Source organism: Micromonospora sp. NPDC023888 (assembly GCF_040639415.1).
Taxonomy (GTDB): Bacteria; Actinomycetota; Actinomycetes; order Mycobacteriales; family Micromonosporaceae; genus Micromonospora.
Window position 1 is genome coordinate 64,160 of the sequence record NZ_JBEZZW010000010.1, and the last position, 25,990, is coordinate 90,149.

The following is a 25,990-nucleotide window of genomic DNA, read 5'->3' on the forward strand; positions in this document are numbered from 1 at the left end:
TCCGGCGACGAACTGAAGGGGAGACAGGCAGTGCCGGCAACACCACCCCAGCCACGCCGTACCGTGGCGATCATCCTGCTGGACCGGATCGTGGCCCTCGCCACGGCTGCCCGGCGGGTGCTCAGCGGTCGGGACGACGCCTCGCGGGTCACCTGGGTCGTCGTCATCGCGGTGCTCGGGGTGCTTGTCGCGACGGCCGTCCTCGTCACCGGGGTGCTGCGTACGCCGGGGAAGCTGGCGCCGGTGACTCTCGACCCGCCACTGTCGGTCGACCAGGTGAGCACACCGCCGGCCGGCACTCCTCGGGCGCAGGCAAGACCGGCGGCCACCAGCCCGGCGGTGGCCGCTCCCCCGCCGTCGGCCTCGGTCACCGCGGTCCCACCGAGCGTCGGGGCCACGACCAGGCCCGCGCCGACGGGTTCGACAGTGGCGCCCACGCCGACCGCCCTGCTCGCCGACTTCGCCATCGAGGACAACGCCCTGCTCAGCTACGGCGCGGCCGTGACGATCACCAACCCCGGGCCGGCGTCGGCGTCACCGTGGACGCTGGTGCTCACCTTGCCCCGGGAGTCGCTGCGGGTCAGCGCCGTCGAGGGCGCGCGGGTCAGCCACGACGGTGCGGTGTGGACGTTCGTGCCGGACGAGGGTGCCGGCCAGGTGCCCGGCGGCGCGTCGGTCCGGGTGACGTTCCGGGTCAACGGTGCGCCCGCTGGCGCCGCCCCCGACGCGTGCACCATCGACGGAGCCGCCTGCGCCGGGCTGTCGAACTGAACGGGTCCTCAGTGGACCGAGATGGGCAGATCGGCGCGCTCCCCCTGCTGCCCGAGTGCCGGCAGCGCCGGCGCGAACGCCAGCAGCATGGCCAGTCCGGCGACGGGTAGCAGGTCGAGAGTGACAACCGGCAGGACGATGCCGGCGATCAGGAGCGGCACGCTCCACCACGGCAGCCGCCGTCTCGCGGCGAGCATGCCCGCGAGGACGACCAGACCGAGGAAGAAGAACTGGGGTACGACGTCGTAGAAGGCCATCTCGACGCCGGGGATGTCCTTGAAGTCCGCGCCGAGGGCCGACATCTCGGCCCGGTCGGCGGCCAGGAGACCCTCCACGATGTCGGCGCCGAACTGCACCATCGTCGCGGCGAGCCCCACCATCGTGAGGGTCACCACCCCGGTACGCCAGGGGCTACCGGGCAGGAGGCGGGACAGCGCCAGCACACCCGGGACGAAGCACACCATGCCGGCGAGCGCGACCAGATGAGCGGCCTGCCAGTCGATCCCCGGCCCGTACACACCGTCGGATCGTGCCCACAGGCGGACCAGGCCGTAGGCGGCGATACCGGCCGGTCCGGCGATCACGTAGAGCGCAGCGCGTTTCATGGCGATCATCATCTGATCGTCGGCGCCCCGCCGGCCTCCGGGAACATCCCTCGGCCGGCCCTGGGTTCCGGCTCAGGTTTTCCACCGAGCGGACCCCCGGTGCCCAGGCGGCGTCCGGCCTCAGGCGCGCCAGATCGGTTGCGCGGCGGCGAGCGCGGCCTCCTGGTACGGCGTCCGCGGCGAGTCCCCGGCGATGACCTCCACCGGCCACTTCTGCCGCAGCGCGACCCAGAGATTCGACATCACGCCCGAATACGTCGACAGCTCGTCCGCGCCCTCGGCCACCCGCAGCACGTACGTCCACGTCGCGGCGTCCGGCGCGCCGTCACGTGGCGTCCGCCAGGCGCGGTGCAGGCTGCGACCCTGGCGGCGTGGGGCGTCGGCGGACAGCAGGGTGTCGGCCGGAGCCGGGTCGGGCGCGTCAGTGGGGCCGTCGGCGCTGAACCGGTACGACAGTGGCGGCACCTGCTCGATGGCCGGCACGTCGGCCAGGTCGGGGCCGTCGGGGTCACCGATGACGGTGCGCAGCAGTGCCCGTTCCTCGCTGGTGATCCCGACGCCGTAGAACGCCAGGCTGAGCAGGAGGGTGGCGTCGGCCAGGTCGAACTCACCCGCGGCGTAGTGCTCCCGCACGGTGCCGAGGACATCGCCGGGGAGCCGGCCCACGAGCCGCCGGCACACGTCGGCGACAGTCGCGTACGTCTTCGCATCCATGGTGTTCATTTCTTCTTGTAGTCGCCGAGCTCGGTGCGGGTGACATTGCCCTGGTCGTCCTGGACCACCCTAATGATCTTGTTGCCCTTCGGGCCCTCCCAGGTCCAACTGCCGTCGCCGCCGACGTCGGGATTACTGTAACGGGGAGGGTTGCCCATCGGGATTCCCTGCGGAGCGGGGTTCGGCGCCGGCGGGTTGCTGATGACGCCGGGGTTGGTCTTGTCCGGCGGGAAGGCGGTACGGATCTCGCCGTCGGCGAGCACCGTCGTCTTGACCTGCACACCATCGACGACGCCGATGTAGTCGTAGGCCCACGCCGGGTTGCCGTCCGCGTCCTTGGTCGGGTACGGCCCCTTGTTCGGTGGCCCCTGCTGCGTCACCTGGTGCGCGGCGTCGAGGATCTTCGCCTCGTCCCAGCTCTTCGGGAACTCCGTCTTGTTGGAGAAGCCGGTGCCCGCGAGGTGGCCGCCCTGTCGACCACCGTCGCCCTCGATGATGTGCTTCCTCGACGCGTCGCTGTGATGGATGCCGTCCGCCGTCGGCGGCTTGGTCGGCGCGGGAGGTGGCGTCGGCTTCGTCGGCTTGGTGTTGCCGGGCCCCTGACCGACCCCGGGTGGATGGCCCTGCTTCGCTGCCTGGCCGGTGGCCTGCTGAGCGCTGGAGATGCCCTTGCCGGCGTTGATACCGCCGTAGCTCTTCGGGGGTTTGCCGGCGCCGCCACCGCCACCCGTGCCGCCGCTGCCGCCGGGTTTTCCGGGCTTCGCCATGGACGCCTTATCCGTTCAGGATGCGGGTGAGGTTGGTCAGGCTGGTGATCAACGCGCCGACGTACATGAGGATGCGCCCGCCCCACTTGACCACGGCGGCGGTGATCTGCGCGGCGATGACCGGGATCGTGACGACGAAGATGGCCTCGACCGCCCAGACGATCACGCGGGCCACCAGGTCCGCGATGAGGTCACGCACGATGTCGCGGGTGAACGCCACCAGGTTGCCGGCACCTTCGGTGGCCGCAGCCATCGCGGCGGAGACCGCGCCGAGCCCACCGAGCGCCTCGACGTTGTGGTCCATCAGGCCGTGGTAGGCCACCGCGGCCTGGCCGTACCACTCGGGCAGGTCGCCGTCGAGGTGCGCCCGCAGGTCGTTGGCCATGCTGTGCAGCTCGGCGGCCATGTTGTTCCAGGTCGCGGCGTGTGCGGCGACCACGTCGGGCATGCCGGTGAGATTGTCGAGCATCTCCCGCAGCGGCTCGAAGTATTCCATCGCCCAGCCCAGACCGTTGGCGAGCAGCGCGCTGAACGGATCCAGCACGGTCACCGCCGCGTCGAGCCCGAACGCGGCACCCGCGAGCAGATCGTCGACCCAGCCCTCGCTCCTGATCGCGTCGACCAGACCCTCGACGCTGTCGGCCAGGGAAGCGCCGGTCCAGACCTCCCGGGTCGAGGTGACGTCGGCGACAAGTGACATGTCGGTCATCGGGTCGCCCTCATCCGGTCAACTGGCTTTCCACGCCGCTCATCAGCGCGGCGTTGTCGCCGTCGACGGTGTCGTAGCCGTCGGCGGTCTGGCGCAGCCCCGAGGCGGCAAGCGTCAGATTCTCCTCGACCTCCGCGAACAACTCGTCCTGCCGAGCGTGCTTGCCCGCCAGGACTGCGGCGATCCAGCCGCAGAGCAACCCGTACGCCGAGTCGTCCTGGGTGATGTGCGCGCTGGCCGCCTTCACCGCCGCGAAGCGCCCCGCCAACGCCTCGATGTTGCGCGCGTGGGCGCGGATCTCGTCCGCGTCGACCGCGAACCCGTCGTTCACCAGAATCACCGCCAGCCTCGGTGGCCGTCAGCTCGCCGCGCCACACCGCCCATGATCATCAATGGCGGAGTCTAACAAGCGCTCACCTTCGAGGTGACCCCGCGTCAGGCCCGTCCGGCCGGCGTCGCGAGGGCGGCGACAACGCTCGGGTGGCGAGCGTCGCTCATGCTGAAGTGGTGATTCGTTTCGTACTGAATGTGCTGTGGCTCATCTTCGGCGGTGGCATCGTGCTGGCGGTCGGGTACGGCGTCGCCGCCCTTGTCTGCTTCGCGCTTGTCGTCACCATCCCGTTCGGAGTGGCGTCGCTCCGCCTCGCCGTCTACTCGCTGTGGCCCTTCGGCCGCACCCTGGTGCCGAAGCCCGGCGCGGGCATCGCGTCCGGGTTGGCGAACATCCTCTGGCTGGTGCTGGCGGGCTGGTGGCTCGCGCTGTCCCACATCGTCGCGGGGATCGCCCTCTGCGTGACGATCATCGGGATTCCATTCGGAATCGCCAACTTCAAGCTCGTGCCGGCGGCGTTCTGGCCCCTCGGCCGCGAGGTCGTGGACACGCCCTGAGCGTGGAAAAGGGGGACTCCCGGTCCCCCGCCACTTCTAACATATAGCGCACTGGGGGGCTTGCGGCAAGACCCGGGTCGTGCCGCAAAATCGTCGGCCGAGGCCAGAATCTGCCGAAATGGAAGTCATCATTTGAATTCCTCGCCTACCTCCGTGTTCGATCTCCCCGCGCACCTCTCCCCCAAGGCCGACCCCACGCTCATCGCCCGGGACGAGCAACATTTCGCGACGATGGCGCAGAGCCTCGACCGGCTGAACGCCGAGCTGTCCGAGCGCCTTGCCGCCGAACGCCTGGCACCTGGCGGCAAGGGCCGGCAGGCGATGGACCGGGACGAGGAGATCCGCCGGCTGACCGGCCGCCTGCGCGCCCTGAGTCGCTACGGCTTGGACCTGTGTCTCGGTCACGTGGTCGGTGCCGACGACGCCGAACCCGTGTACGTCGGGCGGCGGGGCCTCACCGACAGCACGGGTCGGCGGCTGCTGCTCGACTGGCGCTCGCCCGCCGCCGAGCCGTTCTTCGGCGCCACCCACGCCAACCCGATGGGCCTGGCCAGCCGTCGCCGGTACCGGTGGACCCGCGGCCGGATCAACGACTACTGGGACGAGGTGTTCACCCCCGACGGGTTCGTGGGGCACGCCGTGGCGCTCGACGACCAGTCCGCGTTCATCGCCAGCCTGGGCAGCGCCCGATCCGCCCGGATGCGGGACGTGCTCAGCACCATCCAGGCCGACCAGGACGCCATCATCCGGGCCGGATCGGCCGGCGCGCTCGTCGTCGACGGCGGGCCGGGCACCGGGAAGACAGTCGTCGCGCTGCACCGCACCGCCTACCTGCTCTACTCCGACCCCCGCCTGGGTCAACGCCGCGGTGGCGTGCTCTTCGTCGGGCCGCACCAGCCCTACCTGAACTACGTCGCCGACGTCCTGCCCAGCCTCGGCGAGGAAGACGTACAGACCTGCACCCTGCGGGACCTCGTCGAGGAGGGCGGCGCGGCGATCGTCGAAGGAGACCCGGAGGTGGCCCGGCTGAAGTCCTCGGCGGACCTGGTCCGGGCGATCGACGCGGCGGTCCGGTTCTACGAGGACCCGCCTGTCACACCGATGACAGTCACCACCGACGAGGCCGACATCCGGCTGAGCCCCGACGACTGGGCCGACGCGTTCCAGGCACCGGGGCCGGGCACCCCGCACAACGAGGCACGCGACGAGATCTGGGCGGAGTTGCTCACGATCCTCGTCGACAGGTACGACGGCGACGAGCCGGACGACGTGCTGCGCCGGTCACTGTCGCGAAACCGGGAACTGCGCACCGCCTTCAACCGCGCCTGGCCCGTGCTCGACGCGGCCGACCTGGTGGGAGACCTGTGGTCGGTGCCCGCGTACCTGCGCACCTGCGCGCCCTGGCTCAGCCCGGAGGAGATCCGGAAGCTGCGGCGCGACGACCCCCGGGCCTGGACCGTGTCCGACCTGCCGCTCCTGGACGCGGCCCGGCGACGCCTCGGCGACGCGGCACGGCCGCAGCGGCACGACCCCGCCGCCGCCATGGAACGGGAACACCGGGCCCGGGTCGTCGACGAGCTGCTCGCGGCCCACGCCTACGACGACGGCGAGGGCCTGCTGACGATGCTGCGCCAACCCGACCTGCGCGACGCCCTGGCCGACGACGAGTCCGCGTCGCCCACCGCCGACCCGGACCTGCTGGCCGGACCGTTCGCGCACATCGTCGTGGACGAGGCCCAGGAGCTGACCGACGCCGAGTGGCAGATGTTGCTGGCCCGGTGCCCGTCGCGCAGCTTCACCATCGTCGGGGACCGCGCCCAGGCCCGACACGGGTTCACCGAGTCGTGGCAGGAACGCCTTGAGCGGATCGGGCTCGACCGGATCACCCTGGCCTCGTTGAGCATCAACTACCGCACTCCGCGGGAGGTCATGGCGGAGGCCGAGCCGGTCATCCGGGCCGTTCTCCCGGACGCCAACGTGCCGACCTCCATCCGCGGCAACGGGCTCCCCGTCGTGCACGGCTCGGCCGCCGAGCTGGGCACGATCCTCGACACCTGGCTCGCCGAGCACACCGACGGGACCGCCTGCGTGATCGGCGATCCGGCGTTCCCGCCGACGTCACGCGTCCGATCGCTGAGCCCGGAGCAGGCCAAGGGTCTCGAATTCGACCTGGTCGTCCTGGTCGACCCGGACGCGTTCGGCACGGGCGTCGAGGGCGCGGTGGACCGGTACGTCGCGATGACCCGGGCGACCCAGCGACTCGTCATCCTGACGAGTCGCTGAGTCGCCCAGCCGGCCGATCCGCCCGCGGCGTCAGTTGCCGAGCGTGACGTGCAGGATCTTCTCGTTGCTGTTGTTCGGGGTGCTGTCCTTGTCGCCGACGGTGGTGGTGGTCAACCACAGCCCGCCGTCGGGGGCCGGCTCGACCGTCCGCAGGCGACCGTAGGTGCCACTGAAGTACGTCTGCACGTTGGTCAGGCTGCTGCCGCTGATCACCGCGCGATACATCCGGGCACCACGCGTGCAGGCCACGTAGAGGGCGTCCCGCACGATCGTGATCCCGGAGCAGGACCCCTCCGCCGTCGGATAGGTGCGCGCCGGCGCGATGAACCCGGCGGTGCCGCAGGTGCCGCTGGTGCCCTCGCACGACGGCCAGCCGTAGTTGCCGCCCTTCGTGATCAGGTTGGTCTCATCCATGATCGAGTTGCCGAATTCCTGCTCCCACAGGCGGCCCTGCGAGTCGAACGCCAACCCCTGCGGGTTGCGGTGGCCGTAGCTCCACACGTAGTTGCCGAACGGGTTGTCCGAGGGGACCGTGCCGTCCGGGTTGAGACGCAGGATCTTGCCTTCGAGGCTCGACCGGTCCTGCGCGTAGTTGCCGTTCTGCGCGTCGCCCGTGCTGGCGTACAGCTTGCCGTCCGGGCCGAAGCGCAGCCGGCCACCGTCGTGGTACTTGTTGCGCCGGATGCCGCTGACCAGCACCTGCTCGCTGGCGGTGTTGAGTCGCCCGCTCTCCAGCCTGATCCGCACGATCCGGTTGTCGCTCGGCGAGGTGTGCATGATGTACAACCAGCGGTCGCTGGTGAAGCTGGCCGAGATGGCGAGCCCGAGCAGGCCGCCCTCGCCGTCGGTGCTCTGCACGTTCGGGACCGTGCCCAGGTTGGTCTTGGCGCCGGTTGCGGTGTTGAGCTGGATGATGTCGTGCGCGTCGCGCCGGTTGTACAGGACGGTGCCGTCCGGCAACGTCACGAGCCCCCACGGGATGTCGGTGTCGGTGGTCACCTGACGCACCCCGCACACCGGGTTGCCGCAGCCCGCGCCGGTGGTCACCGTCGCGGTGGAGCTGCGCGACGAGGCGTTGCCCTGCGCGTCCCGGGCCACCACGTAGTACTGGTACGCGGTGTTCGCCGCCAGCCCGCTGTCGGTGAAGGTGGTCACCGGCGGCGTACCGGTGACCGTGCCGACCTGCGCGCCACCCCGGAAGACGTCGTACGCCCGGACGCCGACGTTGTCGGTGGACGCGGTCCAGCGCAGGGTCACCGTGGTGCCCGAGGCGGTGCCGGTGAGCTGTTGCGGCGCGGTCGGCGCCTGGGTGTCGGCCTGACACGCCGGGGGTGTGATCGACACGGTGGTGCTCGCCTGGGACACGTTGCCGGCGGCGTCGCGGGCGTTGACGTACAGGCCCCAGGTCGCTCCGGCGACCACAGTGAGGCTGGTGGACAGCGTCGAGCCGCTCACCGACGTCATGAGCTGACCGTCGTGGTAGATGTCGTAGAAGGCCACCGCGACGTTGTCCGTCGAGGCGTTCCACGCGAAGGTCACTGAGTTGCACGTCAGGCCGCTCACCCGCGGGTTGCCCGGTGCCGTGGGCGGCTGGGTGTCGGCGCTGCCCAGAGCCGTCGTCCACCGCTGGTTGGACTGCCCGTTGCAGGTCCAGAGACCAACCACTGTGCTGTTGGCGGTGCCGGCGCCGGTGCCGTCCAGGCACAGGCCGGACTGGACACCGACGATGGTCCCGTTGGTGGTGATCCGCCAGCGCTGGTTGGCGCCGCCGGTGCACGAGTTGATCTGCAACGCGGCAGGCGCGGTGGTGTCCTGGCCGACCACGTCCAGACACATCGTCTCGTCGTAGACCCGCAGCTCACCGGCCGCGGTGAACGTCCAGGCCTGGTTGGCCTGACCGTTGCAGTCATAGATGTTGATGCCGGCGCCGGCCGTCCGGACGCCGCCGACGACGTCCAGGCAGCGGCCCGACGCCGCGCCGACCACCGTCGAGGTCGCCGCGGCCGATGCCGGCACGCCGACCGCGACGCTCAGCAGCGTCACCGCTGCCATCGCCGCCGGCAGCAGCCGTCGTCGTGCGTGACGTGGGTGGGGCCGCGCGAAGGCTGACATCCGTCCTCCAGGATCGGGGCGTCGACCGGACCGACCCGGCGCCGGACGACCCGGCGCCCGCCCAAGTCGAACTATGAACATCGATAATCAAAGATGGGTCGACGGCGCATGTCAAACGATGTCACTCGATCGGCGACAAAGCCCCAGATCGATGCGATGTCCGGCAGGGCGGCCGGGCCGGCGGGCGACGAGTCAGTCGCCCCGCAACGACTCTCGGACGTGCCGGCGGGCGTGGTGGATCAGGGACTTCAGCGTGCCGACCGGTATGCCCAGTTGCTCGGCGATCTCCTGGTAGTCGAGCTGGCACAGGTCGGACGGGCCCGGCCCGGCCGCCGCTGCGACGCACCCGCCGGGCCCTCACCCTCGTCGGCGCGGTGGCCGCGACGCTTGTCATGACCGGTTCGTCCGCCGCCTCCGCCACACCGCCGGGCTGGACCCGGGTACGCGACGTGACCGGCACCGTCTCCGTCGCCGTACCCGACGACTGGGCCCGGCAACTGCGCGACGGCGGCTGGAAACCGGCAGTGGTCGGACTGCCCGGCGGCCACGGCCCCGGCCTGCTCGTCGGGCCCGACCTCACCGGCTGGGCCGACGCGGACAGTCCGACGCCCGGGGTGTTCGTCGGGGTGAGCCCGTCGCTCACCGGCACGTCGGTCCAGCCGACACTGCCCGACCACCCCTTGTGCACCCGTGCCGCCGACCGCACGATCACGGTCGGCAGCCTCCGCGGGAGCGCCCGGCACTGGACGCGGTGCGCCGACACCGCGACGTCGTTCAGCGAGGTCACACTGGTCGCGGCCGAGGCCACTTCGGCGTCTACGTCCAGATCAGACAGACCGGTGACGTCGACCGCACCGACGAGATCCTGAACACGCTGCGCCTGGACGCCTCCACGGCCGCGCAGGGCTAGTAGCGTTCCCAGTTCCCGCTGCCGTCGGCCTGGCGCCACCGGCGGGTCTCGGTGCCGCCGTCGAGCCGGCGCACGGTGGCCTCCACGTTCTGGCCCACCAGCCGGTACGACACGAACGTCATGACCCGGTCGCCGGCGGAACTGGACTCGTCTCCCTTGATGACCGGCCACGCGTACCGTCCCCGGCCGTTGTCCGAGAGCTGCACGGGCACCAACGCCTGACGTCGTGCGGCGTCCGGGTTGCCCAGCTCGACGAGGACGAGCGCGTCCTCTGTCGACGGCGCGTTCGCCGGCTCCTCGACGAGGAACTCCCCGTACACCGGCCGCGCGCCGCCGGGCAGGATCCGGCACGGCACGTCGAACCCGTTCGACCCGTTGCGGAACGCCACGGCGTCGTCGGACTCGCCACAGAAGTCGAGCTTGCGGATCACCGCGTTGGGCCAGTTGGTCCGCCTGATCTCGCTCACTCCAGCGCCCGACCCGGAGGTCCGGGTGGCCGGCGCGCCCGGGGTGGGGCTGCCGGCGGCCGGCGCGCTCGCACTGGCGGTCGTCGGTGCGGTCGACGCCGACGGGCTCGCGCTGCCGGACGGGGAGCCGGCGGGCGCGGCGTCGCCGCCGACCCGGTCGACCGACGGCGTGCAGCCGGCCGCGAACGTAACGGTGAGCGTCACACCGACGAGCAGTTTGCCGCGCATGGGCGGTCCTTTCCTCTGCGGGATCTGTCACAGGGTTCGATGCCCCGCCACGGGCGCTGGTTCACGCGGACGGGCGCGGATCTTTCCACCGTCGGTGCACCCGGTCCTCCTCCTCAGGTCGCAGAGGCATTGCCGTCCTGCGCCAGATGGTTCGGCGCGTCCCGTCGAACAGGCTGGTGCCACGGCATCGGGTGACGCCGTACGGACCCGCTCCGGACACCCGGTCGCCGGGGAAGGCACCGGCAGACAATGCGCTCTCGCACTGTTCTTCGACCCCACTCACCCCGACGCGCGGCAACGATCGCCCGGCTCGGCGCGATGCTGGCGGCCACGGCCCTCGTCGCGGCGACCACCGCGGGCTGCGGCGCGTCGCCCGGCAGCCCGGCCCCGCCCGTCGGCACTCCGGCCGCTCCCGCCGGCCCGAGCGGCAGCGGCCCCGCCCTGACCGAGGCCGACGCCACCGCCTGGCTCGACGGCCTGCTGCCCGCCGCGCTCGACCGCACCGGCATCGCCGGGGCCACTGTCGCCGTCGTCCACGACGGCAGGATCATCACCACCCGGGGGTACGGCTACGCCGACACCGGTGACGGTGGCACCGGGGCGGTACCCGTCGACCCGGACCGGCATCTCTTCCGGATGGGGTCGGTGTCGAAGCTCGTCACCGCCACCGCCGTCCTGCAACTGGTCCAGAGCGGCAAACTCGATCTCGACGCCGACGTCGAGACGTACCTCGACTTCCGCCTGCCGCACCGCTACGAGCGGGCCGTCACCCTGCGGCACCTGCTGACGCACACCGCCGGTTTCGAGGAGCGGATCGCCGGCCTCATCGGCACCGACGGTGGCGACGTCGACCTGCGCCGGGCCCTGGTGACCGACCCACCGGAGCAGATCTACGAACCGGGCACCGTCCCGGCGTACTCCAACTACGGCAACGCGCTCGCCGGTTACGTCGTCGAACGGGTGAGCGGGACGCGCTTCGAGGAGTACGTGCAGCGCAACATCCTGGACCGGGCGGGCATGCCGTCGTCGAGCTTCGAGCAGCCCCTCCCGGCGCCGCTGCGCGATCGGATGTCCAAGGGGTACGACACGTCCGCCGCGCCCGCCGCGCCCTTCGAGATCGTCGGCACTCCCCCGCCCGGCGCGCTGAGCGCCCCGGCCACGGACATGGCGCGGTTCATGCTCGCCCAACTCGGTGAGCCGGTCGGGTTCGGTCCCCTGCTGGACCAACCGACCCGCGAGTTGATGCAGCGTCCGGCGCTCGACGCGACAACGCTCGGCACGCTTGCCGACGGACCCCGGATGACACTCGGCTTCTTCGACGAGAGTCGCAACGGCCACCGGATCCTCGGCCACGGCGGCGACACCACGTACTTCCACACCCACCTGCAGATCTTTCCCGACGACCGGGCCGGCATCTTCCTCTCGCTCAACAGCAACGGCTCCGACGCCCTCGCCAGCCACGACCTTCGTCAGGCCGTCGTGAACGGCTTCGCCGACCGCTACTTTCCCGCCCGCGACGGGCAGCCGAGCACCGGCGTCGACCCGGCGACCACCGCCGAACACGCCGCGCTGGCGGCCGGCACGTACGAGTCCTCACGCGGGGTGCGCAGCAACTTCCTGACCGCCATCGGCCTGGTCGGCCGGACGACGGTAAGCGTCGTCGACGACGACCGGTTGCTGTTCGAGCCGGGTCCACTGTCCGACTCGCCCGCCCGCTACGAGGAGGTGGCGCCCTGGGTCTGGCGCGAGGTCGGCGGCCAACGCACGATCGCCATGCGGGCGACCGACGACCGGGTCGAGGCGATCGGTTTCGACTCCGCGTTCGCCCTGCTGCCGGTCGCGCCCGCACGCGCCTGGGCGGTGGTCGTTCCGGTGCTCGCCGGGTCGACAGTCGTGCTGCTGCTCACCGTCCTGTCCTGGCCGATCGGCGCGCTCGTCCGCCGCCGACTCGGTCGCGCCCCACGCGAGCGGGCCGGGCGCACCGCGCGGATCCTGAGTCGCGTCGCCGTCGCCGGCACGCTCCTCGCGTTCGTCGGTTGGGTGCTGAGCGTCAGCAGCATCATGAGCCTGCGGGACGTCCCCGGCTCGGTCCTGCGCACCGTGCAGGTGCTGCAACTGGTCGGTCTGCTCGGTGTGCTGCCCGCCGCCGTCCGGCTGGCCGACGACGTCCGACGCCACGTCGGCTGGCCGAGGGTCGCCGGCAGCGCTCTGCTGCTGCTCGCTCTCGCCGGTGCGGGCTGGTTCGCCGTGGAGTTCCGGCTGCTCGCGCCTAGCATCTCCTACTGACCCGCCTGACCCGGGACGACCCGGAGCAAGGATGCGCACCGCATGAGGGACCACACCGGCACCGAACCCGGCTCGCCGCGACTGACGAGATGGCTCGACGGACGGCTCACCCGACTCGGCGTGACCGGGGTGTTCCCCCGGGACTGCCTGCTCGCGGTGGTGCTGACCGTGACGACACTCGTCCTGCTGACGGTGCTGCTCTGGTTCGTGGCACCCGAGGACGGGGTGTCCTTCGACCCGACGCGGGCGGGGCTGCTCATCGCCGGCTGCTGCGCCCAGGCGATGGTGCTGTGCCTGCGTCGGGTCCGCCCGCTGCTCTGCCTCGCGCTCGTCGTCGGCCTCCAACTGCTCGTCACCGGCGTCTCGCTGCCCGAGGCGACCGTCCGGGGCGTCGCGCCGTTCGTGGTGGCGTACACCATCGGGTCGGTGCTGCCGCTCCGGCGCGCGCTGCCGGCCGTCGGCGCGGCCGTGCTCGTGGAGTCGATCGGGGCGGCCTTCGTGGTGACCCCCGATCTGCTGACGGTGATCGCGTACGTCTCCGCAAGCGCGCTGACCTACCTCAGCGCGACAGTCGTCGGCAGCTACGTGGCCACGTACCGGCGCTACGTCGAGTTGGTCCGGGTGCGGGCGGAGGAGGCGATCCGGGAACAGCAGACGAAGATCCAGGGGGCGATCGGCGCGGAGCGCACCCGGATGGCCCGCGAGCTGCACGACGTGGCGGCCCACCACCTCTCCGGCATGGTCGTGCAGGCGGCGGCGGTCGAGCGGTTGATCGACCGTGACCCGGCAGCCGCGAAGGCCGGGGTGGCCTGGATCCGCAGCCAGGGCAAGGAGACCCTGGACAACCTGCGGCTGGTCGTCGGTGTGCTGCGCGGCCGCCCCGGGTCCGAGGGCGGCGACGGCAGCGCCCCGGTGCCGGGTCTGGGCATGCTCGACGACCTGGTCCGCACCGCGGACAACCTCACCGGTCCGGTGGAGCTCGTCCGCGAGGGGCAGCAGCGCGAGGTGTCGCCGATCGCCGACGTCGCGCTCTACCGGATCGTGCAGGAGTCACTCAGCAACGTCCGTCAGCACGCCCCGGGCGCTGCGGCGCGGGTGGTGCTCCGCTTCCTGCCCCGCTCGGTGTCACTTGAGGTGGTGAACGAACCTGCCGCCCGGCGTACCGTGCCGGCGGCGCGGACCGGCGGAGTCGGCCTGGTCGGCATGCGCGAACGCGCGAAGCTGATCGGCGCGACGTTCGCGGCCGGCCCGACCCCGGCCGGTGGTTGGTCGGTCACCGCGACGCTACCGACGAACGATCCCGTCGCGTCGCATCCGAAGGGAGAGGCCCCGGCATGATCAGAGTGATGCTCGTCGACGACCAGGCGGTCGTCCGCGCCGGCTTCCGCGTCATCCTCGAAGAGGCCGGAGACGTCGAGGTCGTGGCGGAGGCGTCCAGCGGTACGGCCGCCGTCGAGTTGGCCCGTCGGCTGCAACCGGACGTGATCTGCATGGACGTCCGGATGCCGCACGGCGACGGGCTCACCGCGACGCGGCAGATCGTCGCGGACGCCACCGGAACACCACCGGCGGTGCTGGTGGTGACGACGTTCGACCTCGACGAGTACGTTTTCGGGGCGCTGGAGGCCGGTGCCAGCGGATTCATCCTCAAGGACTGCGAGCCGGAGGACCTCGTCGAGGCGGTGCGTCGCCTCGCCGGCGGGTACGGCCTCGTCGACCAGGCCGTCACCCGCCGGGTGATCTCGGAGTTCGCCAGGCGCACCCCCGCTCCCCGCTCGGACGCGGCGGCGGCCCACCAGCTGACCGCGCGGGAGACCGAGATCGTGCAGCTACTCGCGCAGGGGCTGTCCAACGTCGAGATCGCCGATCGGCTCTTCATCGAGACCAGCACGGTCAAGTCGCACCTCGGGCGGGCCATGGGCAAGATCGGCGCACGGGACCGCCTACAGACGGTCGTGTGGGCGTACCAGAACGGCGTGGTCCATCGCTGAGAGGCACCCCGCTTCAGTCACTCCACTCCTTGGCGAGCAGTTCGTAGGAGCGGACCCGGTCGGCGTGCGCGTGGGTGATCGTGGTGACGAGCAGTTCGTCGGCGGCGGTGACGTCCCGCAGGGTGCCCAGCCGCTCGGCGACCGTCCCGGGCGATCCGACGAACTGGGTGTCCACCCGGTCGGCGACGAGGTGCCGGTCGGCGTCGGTCCACGGCAGCACGGCGGCCTGCTCCGGGCTCGGGAAGGGCATCGCTCCCGCGCCACTGCGGATGCTGCGCACCCACGGTCCGTACGGTGCGGCCAGCCGGCGGGCCGTGTCGTCGGTCTCGGCGACGACCACGTCGGCGGAGACCACCACGTACGGCTCGGCGAGCGCGGCCGAGGGCTGGAACGCGGCCCGGTAGGCGGCGACCGCGTCGAGGATCGAGGAGGGGCTGACGTGGTAGTTGGCGGCGAAGGGCAGGCCCAGCGCGCCCGCGAGTTGGGCGCTCTCCCCGCCGCTGCTGCCCAACAGCCACACCTGGAGGTCGGTGCCCTCCCCCGGCACGGCGTGCGCGTCCAGGCCGTCGGCGTCGGTGTAGTCGCCGCGCAGCAGGGCCAGCACGTCGGCCACCTGCTCGGCGAAGGGCGGCGGCTGTGCGCCCGGCTGGTGCAGCAGGGCGGTGCTCAGGGCGAAACGCGGTGAGGCCAGCACGCTGGCGTAGGAGAACGGTGGTGGGATGAGCAGCCCGTCGACCACCCGAGCCGCCACCGGCGGCGGGGTGGGCGCGGCGCTCTCCCGGGCCGCCTCGACGCGCCGCTGGCCGGACCGGCCCAGCCCGAGGTCGATGCGGCCGGGGTACAGGGCGGCGAGGGTGCCGAACTCCTCGACCACCGACAGGGCGGTCCGGTGCCCGACCTGGACGGCCCCGGAGCCGACGCGGAGCACGCTGGTGGCCGCGGCGATCTGCCCGATCAGCACGGCCGGCGCGGAACTGGCGACACCGGCGGCGAGGTGGTGTTCGGCCAGCCAGTACCTGTGGTAGCCGGACTGCTCGGACCGACGGGCCAGGTCGACGGTGTTGCGCAGGGCGTCGGTGACGGTGCCGCCGGCGGGCACCGGCGACAGGTCGAGGATGGACAGTGGCGTGGACGGCATGATGGTCCCCGTTTCTGGTCAGGCCACCGCGGTGGCGGTCGCCGGCGGCGCGAAGGGGCGGCTCGGGATCTCCCGGCGCAGCACCGGTGCCACCTCGGCCTGGAAGAGTTCCAAGCTCTCCCGGTGCTGCTTGTCGGTGAGCCCGTCGCGGTCGGCCTGGAGATGGATGACCTCGTGGCCGAACTGCTCGTGGTACCGCAGCACCTTGTCCACCAACTGCTGCGGGCTGCCGACCAGGATCGAGCTGCGCTCGATGGCGTCCTCCAGGGTGCCGAAGACCGGCTGGACGCCGAGCCGCCGGAACGCGGCGACGCGGGCCTCGAAGATCGGCCGGTACCTGTCGATCGCCTCCTGTGAGGTGTGGGCCACGAGGAAACCGGCGGTGCCGGCACCGACGAGGGCGTCGGCCGGATCGTGCCCGTAGTGGACCCACCGTTCCCGGTAGTGGCGGATGAGTTCGGCGTACGGCTCGATCGGGTTGGTGACGTTGGCGGAGAAGATCGGGTCGCCGTACCGGGCGGCGAGGTCGACCGATTCCCTGCTGGTGGCGCTGCCATGCCAGACCCGGATGGGCTGTTGCAGCGGGCGGGGCCAGGTCTCGGCGTCGGTGAGCGACGGCCGGTACGTCCCGGACCAGGTGACCCGGTCCTCCCGCCAGAGCCGGCGGAACAGCTCGTAGCCCTCCCGGTTGCGGTCCCACTGGTCCTCGGCGGTGACGTGGAACAGTTGTGCCTGCGCCGCGCCGTTGCCCTTGCCGATGATCAGTTCGAGTCGGCCGTCGCTGAGGTGGTCGAGGGTGGCGTAGTCCTCGTAGGCGCGGACCGGGTCGAGCAGGCTGAGCGTGGTGACCGCCGTGAACAGCCGGATGGTGGAGGTGCGGGCCGCGATGTGGCTCAACACCACGGGCGGCGACGACGAGATGAACGGACGCTCGTGGCGTTCACCGACGCCGTACCCGTCGAAGCCGAGCTCCTCGGCGAGGACCGCCGTGTCGACCACGTCCCGGAACCGTTCGGTGGTGCTCCTGCGTTGGCCGGTGACCGGGTCGGGCAGGTGGGTGATGAGCGTTATCAGCAGGAACTTCACGCGGCGACCATCACTTTCGGCTGGAGGGTCAGGCGACCGGGGCGACCGGACGGGCAGGGCCGAGACCGAGGTGGTCGCGCAGGGTGGTGCCGGTGTACTCGCTGCGGAAGACACCGCGTTCCTGCAACAGCGGCACGACCTGGTCGACGAACTCGTCGAGCCCGCCGGGGGTCAGGTGCGGCACCAGGATGAACCCGTCGGCGGCGTCCGACTGCACGAAGTGGTTCATCCGCTCGGCGACCTGCGATGCGGTGCCGACGAACGACTGCCGGCCGGTGACCTCGATGATCAGATCGCGGATGCCGAGGCCCTTCTCCTCGGCCAGCGCCCGCCACCGCCGGGCGGTGTCGACCGGGTCGGGATACATGCCGGCGCGACCTCGGCTGATCGCGTCGCCGGAGACGTCCGGGTCCTCGGCGGGCAGTGGTCCCTCCGGGTCGTACCCGGACAGGTCCCGGTTCCAGAGTTGTTCCAGCAGCAGGATCGCGGTCTGCGGGCTGACCTGCTGGCGACGGATGTGGTGAGCGCGTTCCTGCGCCTCGGCGTCGGTGTCGCCGAGCACGAATGTGACACCGGGGATGACCAGCAGGTCGCCGGGTTGGCGGCCGTACCGGGCCAGCCGGGACTTCACGTCCCGGTAGAAATCCTGACCGTCCTCCAGCGTGCCGTGCCGGGAGAAGATCGCGTCCGCGCTCGACGCCGCGAACTCGCGCCCGTCCGGAGAGTCACCGGCCTGCAGGATCACCGGATGCACCTGCGGGCTGCGGGGCACCGTGAAGCGCCCCGCGATGTCGAACTGGTCGCCCCGGTGGGCGAATGCGCCGACGTCGGCCTCGGTGACGAAGCGGCCGGCGTCCCGGTCGCCCACGATCGCCTGCGCCGGCCACGACTCCCACAACTCGCGCGCCGTACGCACGAACTCGGCGGCCCGGTCGTAGCGCAGCGAACGGTCCAGGTAGCCACCCCGGCGGAAGTTCTCCCCGGTGAACGCGTCGGAGGTGGTGACGACGTTCCAGGCCGCCCGCCCGCCGGAGAGGTGGTCGAGGCTTGCCAACTGCCGGGCCAACTCGTACGGCTCGCGGAAGGTGGCGTTGAGCGTGCCGGCGAGACCCAGGTGCGTGGTGACCGACGCCAGGGCGGCGAGCACCGTCAACGTGTCCGGGCGACCGACGACGTCCAGGTCGTGGATACGGCCCCGCTGCTCGCGTAGCCGCAGCCCCTCGGCGAGGAAGAAGAAGTCGAACTTGCCCCGTTCCGCGGTACGGGCCAGGTGGACGAAGGAGGAGAAGTCGATCTGACTGCCGGACGCCGGGTCGCGCCACACGGTGGTGTTGTTCACGCCGGGAAAGTGCGCGGCCAGGATGATCTGCTTGGGCATGACGGGTCTCCAGTGCTCAGGCGGTCGCCGCGGCGGCGTACCGGCTCGCCGGTCGGGGCAGGCCGAGCAGGTCACGCAGCGTCCCGACGGCCGGATAGCCGACGCGGAACAGACCGCGATCCCGCAGCGCGGGCACCACCGCCCGGGTGATCGCGGTCAGGTCGTCGGGGAGCACCGCCGGTCGCAGCCGGAAACCGTCCACTCCGGCGCGGTGCCACTCGGCGAGCAGGTCGACCAGTTGCCCCGGGGTGCCGGCGAAGACCGCCGCGTCGGAGGTGAACTCCGCGCCGTGCAGCCCGTCCAGGCGGGCTGCACGCTGCCGAGCCAGCGTCGACGTGTCGTCGAGCAGCACGACCAGGTCGGCGAGGACGCGCAGTCGCCCGTCGCTGCGGCCGACGGCCTCCTCGGCCGCCCGTACCTCCGCCACGATCGCGGTGGCGTGCCCGGCATCGGTCGGGGTGACGAAGACGACGTCGGCGTGGCGGGCGGCGAACGCGTACGGCACCGCCGAGTGGGCCAGCGCGGCGACGACCGGCTGCCCCTGCGGTGACCGGGGCACGATGGAGGGGCCCCGGAGCGAGAACCACCGGCCGGTGAAGTCGATGTAGTGCAGCCGCTCCCGGTCGACGAAGCGGCCGGTCGACACGTCCCGGATCACTGCGTCGTCCTGCCAGCTGTCCCAGAGCCGGCGAACCACCTCCACCGCGTCGCCGGCCTCGGCGATGAGGTCACCGACGACCCGGACGGCCTCCGGTTCGTCGAGCCGGTCCGGGTCCAGCGGCGGGATGTCGCGGCGGCCGAAGTGCCCGGCCTCGGCCCTGCGCGCGGAGACGCGGGGCCGCCAACCGGCCCGCCCGCCGCTGACGTGGTCGAGCGTGGCGATCGCCGTGGAGAGGTGGAACGGCTCGGTGTGGGTGGTGCTCGTGGTCGGGACCAGCCCGATGTGCCGGGTGAGCGGGGCGACCCGGGCGGCGATCTGCACCGCGTCGAGCCGTCCCCGGAGCTGGTCGGTGCGGTCGTCGGGGCCGTCCGGCCGGGACGTCTGGAGGTCGAGGCTGTCCTCGATGGTGAGCAGGTCGAGTGCGCCGTGTTCGGCCTCCCCCGCGAGGGCGTTCCAGTAGCGGGCGGTCAGTGGCGCGGTGGCGTCGGCGCGAGAGAGCCGCCAGGCGGCGGGATGCCAGCCGAGACCGTCGAGCGCCACGGCCAGGTGCAGACTCTTGTCGGTCATGGGTGTTCCTCCTACGGTCGGCCGGCGGTGACGAGCGTGGGCAGCGCGTCCAGCAGGGACCGGGTGTAGTCGTGTCGGGGGTAGCTGAAGACGTCGCCGACCGGGCCCTGCTCGACAACCGCGCCGTCGTGCATGACAAGCACCCGGTCGCTGAGGTGGTGCACCACACCCAGGTCGTGGGAGATGAACAGCAGGGCGGTGCCGTCGGTGGCGCGCAGGTCGGCCAGCAGGTCGAGGACCTGGGCCTGCACGGAGACGTCGAGGGCGGAGACGGGTTCGTCGCAGACGAGCAGGGTGGGTCGGGGCGCGATCGCGCGGGCGATGGCGACCCGCTGCCGTTGTCCGCCGGAGAGGTGCCGGGGGTGCCTGTCGAACAGGTCCGCGCCGAGACCGACCCGCCGCAGCAGGTCGACGACGCGGTCCCGCCGTTCCGACCGGCTGACGTCGCCGCCGAGGTTCTCCGCGACGACCCGCCCGACCGTGTAACGGGGGTCGAAGGAACTCAACGGGTCCTGGGAGATCAACTGCAACCTGCGTCGCAGCGGGCGGCGGGTCCGCTCCGGCACGCCGGCCCACCGGACGCCCTCGAAGGTGACGGCTCCCGCGTCGGCGTCGAGCAGGCCGGCGACGATCCGGGCGACGGTGCTCTTGCCGGAGCCGGATTCCCCGACCAGGCCGAGCGTCTCGCCCCGGGCGATGGTGAAGGAGACGTCCCGCACGACGGTGTGGTCGCCGTAGGTCTTGGTCAGCCCGGCCGCGTCGAGCACCGTGTCGTCGGCACGGACCTCGGGCCGGGCGGGCAGTGCCGCCCGTGCCTCCCCGGACTCAGACACCCCGAGCCGGCGGCCCCGCGACGTCGCCGAGGGCACCGCGGCCAGCAACTGCCTGGTATACGGATGGGTGGGGGCCCGCAGCAGCGTGTCGGTGGGACCGTGCTCGACGATCCGACCGTCGCGCAGCACCAGGACCCGGTCGGCGATCTGGGCGACGACCGCCAGGTCGTGGCTGATCAGCAGCAGACTCACCCCGGCGGCCCGCCGCTCGGCGAGCAGCCGCAGGATCTGCGCCTGCACCGTGACGTCCAGTGCGGTGGTCGGCTCGTCGGCGATGAGCAGGGCCGGTTCCCCGGCGATCGCCGAGGCGATCAGCGCCCGCTGCCGCAGCCCTCCGGAGAGCTGGTGCGGGTACTGCCGCGCGCGACGCTCCGGCTCCGGGAGGTGGACCTGGTCGAGCAGGTGGCCGACCCGGCCGGCCCGTTCCCGGCGGCCGACGATGCCGTGGGTGGTGAGCACCTCGCCGATCTCGGCGCCCACCGTTCGCAGCGGGTCGAGGGAGACAAGCGCGTCCTGCAGGACCAGCCCGGCGAGCCGGCCACGGACCCGCCGCCAGTCCCGTGGCCGGTGGCCCCGCACGTCCTGGTCGGCCAGTTCCAGTCGGGCGGCACGGACCCGCGCGCCCGGGCCGGCGAGACCGACCAGGGTACGAGCGGTGACGCTCTTGCCGGAGCCGGACTCGCCGACGACTGCCACGCACTCGCCGCGCTCGACGGTGAAGCTGATCCCCCGCACCGCGGCCACCCGACCGGTCGGGGTGTCGAAGTCGACGTGCAGGTCCTCGACCGTGACCAGGGGGGCCATCAGTGCCGCCGCCCGTCGAAGCGGGCCTGCCAGTGTCGACCGACGACGGTCAGCGACACCACGGTGGCGGTGACCGCCAGGCCGGGCAGGATGCTGATCCACCAGGCCACCTGGAGGTAGTTGCGTCCCTCGGAGAGCATCGCGCCCCACTCCGGTGACGGTGGCTGCGGACCCATGCCGAGGAAGCTGAGCCCGGCGGCGGCCAGGACCGCCTCGCCGAGCCCGATCACGGCGAGGACCGGCACCGGGCCGACCACGTTGGGCAGCACGTGCCGCAGCACCAGCCGAGGCCGGGACTGGCCGAAGGTGACGGCCTGCTCGACGTAACCGGAACGGCGGACCACAAGTGTCTGACCGCGCACCACCCGGGCGTGGTGCGGCAGGGTGGCGATGCCGATCGCCACGATCAGGCTGACGGTGCCGGGACCGGCGATGGCGATGAACAACAGCGCCAGCAGCAGCATCGGGAACGCCGACAGCGCGTCGAGCGTGCGGCTGAGCGCCTCGTCGGCGACCCGGTGCGCGAGGCCGGCGAGCAGGCCGAGCAGCACGCCGCCGGTCACCGCGATCGCGGTGGCGGCCACGCCGATGGTGAGTGAGTGCGCGGCACCGTGCACCACCCGGGTCCAGACATCGCGGCCGAGGTGGTCGGTGCCGAGCCAGTGCGCCGCGTCCGGCGGCGTGAGCACTGCCAACGGGTCGGCCGCGAGGGGGTCGCCGGGGGCGAGCGCCGCCGGCCAGGCCGCGGCGACGACCAGCAGGACCAGGTACGCCCCGGCGGCGAGCAGGCCCGGTCGTAGCCGGGGCCGTCGGCGTACGGCCGGAGGGGCCTGGTCGGCGAGGATCAGCGCCGGGGCGTCGGTGAGCGGTGGGCCCAGGGTGACGGTCATCGGTCAGCTCCTTCGCAGACGCGGGTCGACCAGCAGGTACGCCAGGTCGGCGGCGGTGTTGACCACCACGTAGACGGCGGCCGAGAGGGTGACGACGGCCAGCACCACGGGCATGTCCCTGCTGGTGACGGCGGTGAGGGTGACCTGGCCGAGGCCGGGCCGACCGAAGACCTGTTCGACGATCACGGTGCCGCCGAGCAGGATGCCGAAGAGCCAACCGGCCAGGGTGACGGCCGGCAGGAGAGCGTGCCGCAACGCGTGGCGCAGCAACACCGTTCGTTCCCGTACGCCCCGGGACCGGGCGGTGAGCACGAAGGGCTCGTCGAGAGCCCGGTCGATGCCGTCGCGCAGCACCTGGGCCAGCACTCCGGCGATGGGCAGCGCGAGCGTGACGGCGGGTAGCACCAACGCGGTGACCCCCTGGTCGCCGGCGACCGGGAAGAGCCCGAACCGGAACGACAGCACACTGAGCAGGACGAGTCCGATCAGGAACGACGGGGTGGAGACCAGCAGCAGTTCGGTGCCGGAGCTGGCCCGGCGCAGCCAGGGCCGCCGGTCCCCGGCGGTGGACACCGCGATCAGTAGCGCGAGCAGCACCCCGAGCCCGGCGGCGGCGGCAGCGAGGGCGAGGGTGGGGGCGAGTTGTTCGCCGATCACCTCGGTGACCGGGCGTTGCAGCAGGTAGGAGCGGCCCAGGTCGCCGCCGCCGAGGCGGCTCAAATAGTCGACGTACTGCACGAGGACCGGCCGATTCAGACCCCACTCGGCGATGATCTCGGCACGGATCTGCGGGGTGTCCGCACCGTCGCCGACGATGTTGTCCACCGTGTCACCGGGCGCGGCCAGCAGCGCCAGGTAGGCGGCGGTGGCCGCGACCCAGAGGACGACCAGGCCGGCACCGAGCCGGCGGGCCACGGCGCGTACGGGTGGGCGGCTCATGTCACTTCCCGATCCACAGGTCGTAGGCGCTGGCGGGAACACCGGCGGTGGGCTCGAACCGGATCCCGCCGACGCCGGTGCTGGCGGCGATCTGGTCGGCTGGCGCGTAGAGCGGCAGGGCCAGTGCCTGCTCGGCGACGACCTGCTGCTGCACGTCGGCGTAGATGCCGGCGCGCGTGGACGGGTCGGCGGCGGCCTGACCGGCTTCCAGGAGCTTGTCGATGCGCGGGTCGTTGACCTGGGTGCGGTTGATGCCGCCCTTCGAGTGCAGCAGCAGGTTCAGTGCCGCACCGGCGTCGGTGTCGGCGCGGGAGTTGTCGAAGACCTCGTACTCGTTGCGTTGGAACGCCTCGTTGGCGGTGCCCTGGTCGACGAGCGAGACCTTCAGGTCGATGCCGGCGCTCTGCTTCACCGCGGCCTGCACGGCCTGGGCTAGCACGTCGCGACGGTCACGGACGAAGGGGGCGGACTGCACGAGCCGTACGGTGAGCCGCCGGCCGTCCTTCACCCGGTAGCCGTCGGCGTCCCGGCTGGCCCAGCCGGCCTGGTCGAGCAGGGTGTTGGCCTTGGCCGCGTCGCCGCCGTATCCGCGTTCGAGGCGCTTGTCGTAGAGCGGGCTGGACGGGCTGATCACGCTCCAGGCGCGGGTGGCGGTGTCGCGGTAGACCGACCTCAGCACGGTGTCGACGTCGACGGCCTCCCGGAACGCCTGCCGGACTCGCAGGTCGTCGAAGGGCGCGTGGGAGGTGTTGAAGTAGTAGGAGTACGCGGAGCCGGAGTTGAGCTCGCGGGTCAGGCGCAGTGCCCGGTTGCCGGTGACCAGCGGCTGATCGGTGGCGGGCACCCCTTCGACGAGCTGCACCTGGTTCGACGTGAGGGCCCCGACGCGCACCGCCGACTCCTTGAGGAACCGGTAGGTGATCCCGTCGAGGTGGGCCGGGCCGGTGTGTGTCGCGGTGGGCGGCGCCCAGTCGTAGCCGGGGTTGCGCCGATAGCGCAGCTCCTGACCGGGGACGTAGCGCTCCAGCACGAACGGCCCGGTGCCGACCACGTCGGTGCCACCGGCCTTGAGGTTCTTCGCCTGCCGCAGTGACGTCGGGGAGACCTGCGCACCCTGCGGGGAGGCGAGGAAGTCGAGGATCAGCACGTCCGGCGCGGTGAGGACGAGTCGTACGGTGCGCGGATCGACGATCTCCACGGCCTTGAGGTTGCGCAGTTGGACGGCGGCGACGCCCGGGGCGTACCCGGGTTCGCGGAGTTTGTCGACGTTGGCCTTGACGGCCGCCGCGTCGAAGGGGGTGCCGTCGGTGAAGGTGACCTTGTCGCGCAGCGTCAGGGTGTAGGTCAGCCCGTCCGGCGTGACCTGCCAGCCGGTGGCGAGCCAGGGCACCAGCTTGCCCTGCTGGTCGTAGGTGAGCAGGGACTCGAAGGTGTTCCAGACCAGCAGGCGGGCCTTGGCCTGGGCGTACTGGTGCGGGTTGAGGGTGATCGGCTCGGTCTCCACGGCCCAGGTGAGGGTGCCGCCGGAGCGGGGCTGGCCGGCCGCCTCGGCGGCCGGGGTGGTGCCGGTGGAGCAGCCGGCGACGACGACGAGCAGGGGGGCGAGCGCGGCGGCGGCCAGGGTACGCAGACGGTACGCGGGCATGCGGAGATCTCCTGTCCAGGCAGGCGGAAGCGGGTGTGCCGACGCCGGGCCCGGCGCGTTGGCGGGGGCCGACGGCGTGTCGGTGCGGTGGTGGCGCGGCGGTGCGCCCCACCCCGGCGGGCCGGTGTGGCGGGCCGGGTCACGGGCGAGGGTGCCGGGTCAGGCCAGACAGGAACTCGACCACACCCGACCGAAGTCGATGTGGCCGCGGATCGTCAACCGCAGCTCGCTGGACATGAGCCGAGTCCACCTTCAGTGGGGTGGCGGTGTCAACGAATCCGTCGCCGGATGTCGGCTATCGCACGTGTGGACGTCGATCCGTTGACGCATACCCTACTAAAGCTATAGGCTTTGCAGGGATATTGCCTGACCGAGAACTCAGCAGAAAACCGTTCGGGCTCAATCCAGGTCGAGCAGGATCTTCCCGACCACCTGGCGCTCCCGCAGCGCGTCGGCCGCCTCCGCGAGACGCTGCCACGAGCCGCGCCAACCGATCGGCGCGCGCAGGGCTCCACGCGCCACCAGGTCCGCGAGCAGACCAAGATCCGACCCCGGGGCGGTGACGTCGCCGAAGGACCGCAGTGTCCGTGCCGCGCCCGGCGCGAAGGTGGAGTTCACCGGAAGGACGGCCGGCTCGCCGGAGGCCCAGCCGATGCTGTGCAGCACCCCACCCGGGGCCAGCAGGCCCCAGGCGGCCACCAGGTGGGCGCCACCGACCGTCTCCAGCACCACGTCGACCGGGTCGGTGATCGCGTCGAGGCCAACCACGACCTCGTCAGCGCCGAGATCCGCCAGCCCCGCGCCACGAGCCGGCGAGCCGACCACCGCGACCACGTACGCGCCGCCGTGCCTGGCGAGTTGGACAGCGACCCGGCCCACTCCTCCGGACGCACCCGTGACCAGCACCCGACGGCCGAGAAGCGGCCCCGACGTCCGCAGTGTGCGCAGAGCGGTGAGGCCGACGGTGGGCAGCACGGCCAACTCGGCCAGGTCGACGGCGGCGGGCACCACCGCGACACTGTCCACGTCGAACACCGCCAGGCGGGCCCAGGCCCCCGGCCCGAAGGCGACCACCCGGTCACCCTCGCGGGGCCCGGACCCGTCGATGCCGCCGCGCACCACGTAGCCCGCGGCGTCATGCCCGAGCACGGCCTCGGCCGGCCAGACGTCGAGGTGACGGATCTCGCCGGCGTTGACGCCGACGTGTCGCACCTCGACGAGAACCTGTCCCGGGCCTGGAGTGGGATCGGGCAGGTCCGTCACTCGGAAGCCCGCATGGGTGTCCGGAGCGGCGACGATCGCTTGCACGGTATCTCCT

General features: G+C 72.1%; 24 protein-coding genes. 7 read left to right on the top strand and 17 right to left on the bottom strand.

The annotated features are described in order from the left end of the window. Positions 1 to 30 precede the first annotated feature (30 nt). Positions 31 to 771 (top strand): cellulose binding domain-containing protein, encoded by a 741-nt coding sequence (locus tag AB0F61_RS11660; protein ID WP_357807296.1) that lies wholly within the window; start codon positions 31 to 33, stop codon positions 769 to 771. A gap of 8 nt (positions 772 to 779) precedes the next feature. On the opposite strand, the gene AB0F61_RS11665 is transcribed toward AB0F61_RS11660, so the two are convergent. From AB0F61_RS11665 to AB0F61_RS11685, 5 genes are all read right to left on the bottom strand, one after another. Next, a complete protein-coding gene (locus AB0F61_RS11665) occupies positions 780 to 1,376 on the bottom strand; it encodes a hypothetical protein (protein ID WP_357807298.1) in 597 nt (198 codons plus the stop codon). 120 nt (positions 1,377 to 1,496) lie between these two features. After that, on the bottom strand, positions 1,497 to 2,099 hold the full coding sequence (locus AB0F61_RS11670; RefSeq protein ID WP_357807301.1) for a hypothetical protein: 603 nt from the start codon (positions 2,097 to 2,099) through the stop codon (positions 1,497 to 1,499). Further along, positions 2,096 to 2,857 (bottom strand): EndoU domain-containing protein, encoded by a 762-nt coding sequence (locus AB0F61_RS11675; protein WP_357807304.1) that lies wholly within the window; start codon positions 2,855 to 2,857, stop codon positions 2,096 to 2,098. The genes AB0F61_RS11670 and AB0F61_RS11675 overlap by 4 nt, the downstream gene beginning before the upstream one ends. A 7-nt stretch (positions 2,858 to 2,864) precedes the next feature. Beyond that, on the bottom strand, positions 2,865 to 3,566 hold the full coding sequence (locus AB0F61_RS11680; RefSeq protein WP_357807306.1) for a hypothetical protein: 702 nt from the start codon (positions 3,564 to 3,566) through the stop codon (positions 2,865 to 2,867). 10 nt (positions 3,567 to 3,576) lie between these two features. Next, on the bottom strand, positions 3,577 to 3,897 hold the full coding sequence (locus AB0F61_RS11685) for a type VII secretion target (protein WP_357807308.1): 321 nt from the start codon (positions 3,895 to 3,897) through the stop codon (positions 3,577 to 3,579). A 176-nt stretch (positions 3,898 to 4,073) separates the two neighbouring features. Here AB0F61_RS11685 and AB0F61_RS11690 point away from each other — a divergent pair, with 176 nt between their 5' ends. Then, on the top strand, positions 4,074 to 4,454 hold the full coding sequence (locus AB0F61_RS11690) for a YccF domain-containing protein (protein ID WP_357807311.1): 381 nt from the start codon (positions 4,074 to 4,076) through the stop codon (positions 4,452 to 4,454). A gap of 153 nt (positions 4,455 to 4,607) precedes the next feature. After that, entirely contained in the window at positions 4,608 to 6,737 is a 2,130-nt protein-coding gene (helR, locus tag AB0F61_RS11695; RefSeq protein ID WP_357807315.1) for an RNA polymerase recycling motor ATPase HelR, read from the top strand. 30 nt (positions 6,738 to 6,767) lie between these two features. Here the strand turns inward: helR and AB0F61_RS11700 are convergent, their stop codons facing one another. Continuing rightward, positions 6,768 to 8,849, bottom strand: a complete 2,082-nt coding sequence (locus AB0F61_RS11700) for a PQQ-dependent sugar dehydrogenase (protein WP_357807318.1) — start codon at positions 8,847 to 8,849, stop codon at positions 6,768 to 6,770. 192 nt (positions 8,850 to 9,041) lie between these two features. After that, on the bottom strand, positions 9,042 to 9,158 hold the full coding sequence (locus AB0F61_RS11705) for a sigma factor-like helix-turn-helix DNA-binding protein (RefSeq protein ID WP_357807626.1): 117 nt from the start codon (positions 9,156 to 9,158) through the stop codon (positions 9,042 to 9,044). Positions 9,159 to 9,241: 83 nt separating this feature from the next. On the opposite strand from AB0F61_RS11705, the gene AB0F61_RS11710 reads away from it, so the two are divergent. Next, positions 9,242 to 9,718 (top strand): hypothetical protein, encoded by a 477-nt coding sequence (locus AB0F61_RS11710; RefSeq protein WP_357807321.1) that lies wholly within the window; start codon positions 9,242 to 9,244, stop codon positions 9,716 to 9,718. Positions 9,719 to 9,755: 37 nt separating this feature from the next. Here AB0F61_RS11710 and AB0F61_RS11715 read toward each other — a convergent pair whose 3' ends face one another. Beyond that, entirely contained in the window at positions 9,756 to 10,454 is a 699-nt protein-coding gene (locus AB0F61_RS11715; RefSeq protein WP_357807323.1) for a hypothetical protein, read from the bottom strand. A 318-nt stretch (positions 10,455 to 10,772) separates the two neighbouring features. Between AB0F61_RS11715 and AB0F61_RS11720 the strand changes: the two genes are divergently transcribed. From AB0F61_RS11720 to AB0F61_RS11730, 3 genes are read left to right on the top strand one after another with little or no spacing between them, the layout of a single operon-like run. Further along, positions 10,773 to 12,740: a serine hydrolase domain-containing protein gene (locus tag AB0F61_RS11720; RefSeq protein ID WP_357807325.1), complete on the top strand. Its 1,968-nt coding sequence runs from the start codon at positions 10,773 to 10,775 to the stop codon at positions 12,738 to 12,740. A 42-nt stretch (positions 12,741 to 12,782) separates the two neighbouring features. Next, positions 12,783 to 14,078: a histidine kinase gene (locus AB0F61_RS11725; RefSeq protein ID WP_357807328.1), complete on the top strand. Its 1,296-nt coding sequence runs from the start codon at positions 12,783 to 12,785 to the stop codon at positions 14,076 to 14,078. Beyond that, complete coding sequence (locus AB0F61_RS11730) at positions 14,075 to 14,731, top strand: response regulator transcription factor (RefSeq protein WP_357807332.1); 657 nt, start codon at positions 14,075 to 14,077, stop codon at positions 14,729 to 14,731. The genes AB0F61_RS11725 and AB0F61_RS11730 overlap by 4 nt, the downstream gene beginning before the upstream one ends. Before the next feature lie 13 nt (positions 14,732 to 14,744). On the opposite strand, the gene AB0F61_RS11735 is transcribed toward AB0F61_RS11730, so the two are convergent. The 9 genes from AB0F61_RS11735 to AB0F61_RS11775 all read right to left on the bottom strand — a co-directional run bounded on the left by AB0F61_RS11735 (position 14,745) and on the right by AB0F61_RS11775 (position 25,980). Next, positions 14,745 to 15,869 carry an LLM class flavin-dependent oxidoreductase gene (locus tag AB0F61_RS11735; protein WP_357807334.1) on the bottom strand — a complete coding sequence of 375 codons (1,125 nt, stop codon included), beginning with the start codon at positions 15,867 to 15,869 and terminating at the stop codon, positions 14,745 to 14,747. An 18-nt stretch (positions 15,870 to 15,887) separates the two neighbouring features. Beyond that, positions 15,888 to 16,955 (bottom strand): LLM class flavin-dependent oxidoreductase, encoded by a 1,068-nt coding sequence (locus AB0F61_RS11740; RefSeq protein WP_357807337.1) that lies wholly within the window; start codon positions 16,953 to 16,955, stop codon positions 15,888 to 15,890. Positions 16,956 to 16,983: 28 nt separating this feature from the next. Beyond that, positions 16,984 to 18,333, bottom strand: a complete 1,350-nt coding sequence (locus AB0F61_RS11745; protein ID WP_357807340.1) for an NtaA/DmoA family FMN-dependent monooxygenase — start codon at positions 18,331 to 18,333, stop codon at positions 16,984 to 16,986. A gap of 16 nt (positions 18,334 to 18,349) precedes the next feature. After that, positions 18,350 to 19,561, bottom strand: coding sequence for an LLM class flavin-dependent oxidoreductase (locus tag AB0F61_RS11750; RefSeq protein ID WP_357807343.1), 1,212 nt, complete (start codon positions 19,559 to 19,561; stop codon positions 18,350 to 18,352). Positions 19,562 to 19,572: 11 nt separating this feature from the next. Then, positions 19,573 to 21,198 (bottom strand): ABC transporter ATP-binding protein, encoded by a 1,626-nt coding sequence (locus AB0F61_RS11755; RefSeq protein ID WP_357807345.1) that lies wholly within the window; start codon positions 21,196 to 21,198, stop codon positions 19,573 to 19,575. Continuing rightward, the gene (locus tag AB0F61_RS11760) at positions 21,198 to 22,088 is read right to left on the bottom strand and encodes an ABC transporter permease (protein ID WP_357807348.1); all 891 of its coding nucleotides are present in this window, start codon (positions 22,086 to 22,088) and stop codon (positions 21,198 to 21,200) included. Before AB0F61_RS11760 ends, AB0F61_RS11755 begins: the two co-directional genes overlap by 1 nt. A 3-nt stretch (positions 22,089 to 22,091) precedes the next feature. Next, positions 22,092 to 23,027 (bottom strand): ABC transporter permease, encoded by a 936-nt coding sequence (locus tag AB0F61_RS11765; protein WP_357807350.1) that lies wholly within the window; start codon positions 23,025 to 23,027, stop codon positions 22,092 to 22,094. A 1-nt stretch (position 23,028) separates the two neighbouring features. After that, positions 23,029 to 24,672, bottom strand: coding sequence for an ABC transporter substrate-binding protein (locus tag AB0F61_RS11770; RefSeq protein WP_357807353.1), 1,644 nt, complete (start codon positions 24,670 to 24,672; stop codon positions 23,029 to 23,031). A 399-nt stretch (positions 24,673 to 25,071) separates the two neighbouring features. Continuing rightward, positions 25,072 to 25,980: a zinc-binding dehydrogenase gene (locus AB0F61_RS11775; RefSeq protein WP_357807356.1), complete on the bottom strand. Its 909-nt coding sequence runs from the start codon at positions 25,978 to 25,980 to the stop codon at positions 25,072 to 25,074. Between the last annotated feature and the right edge of the window lie 10 nt (positions 25,981 to 25,990).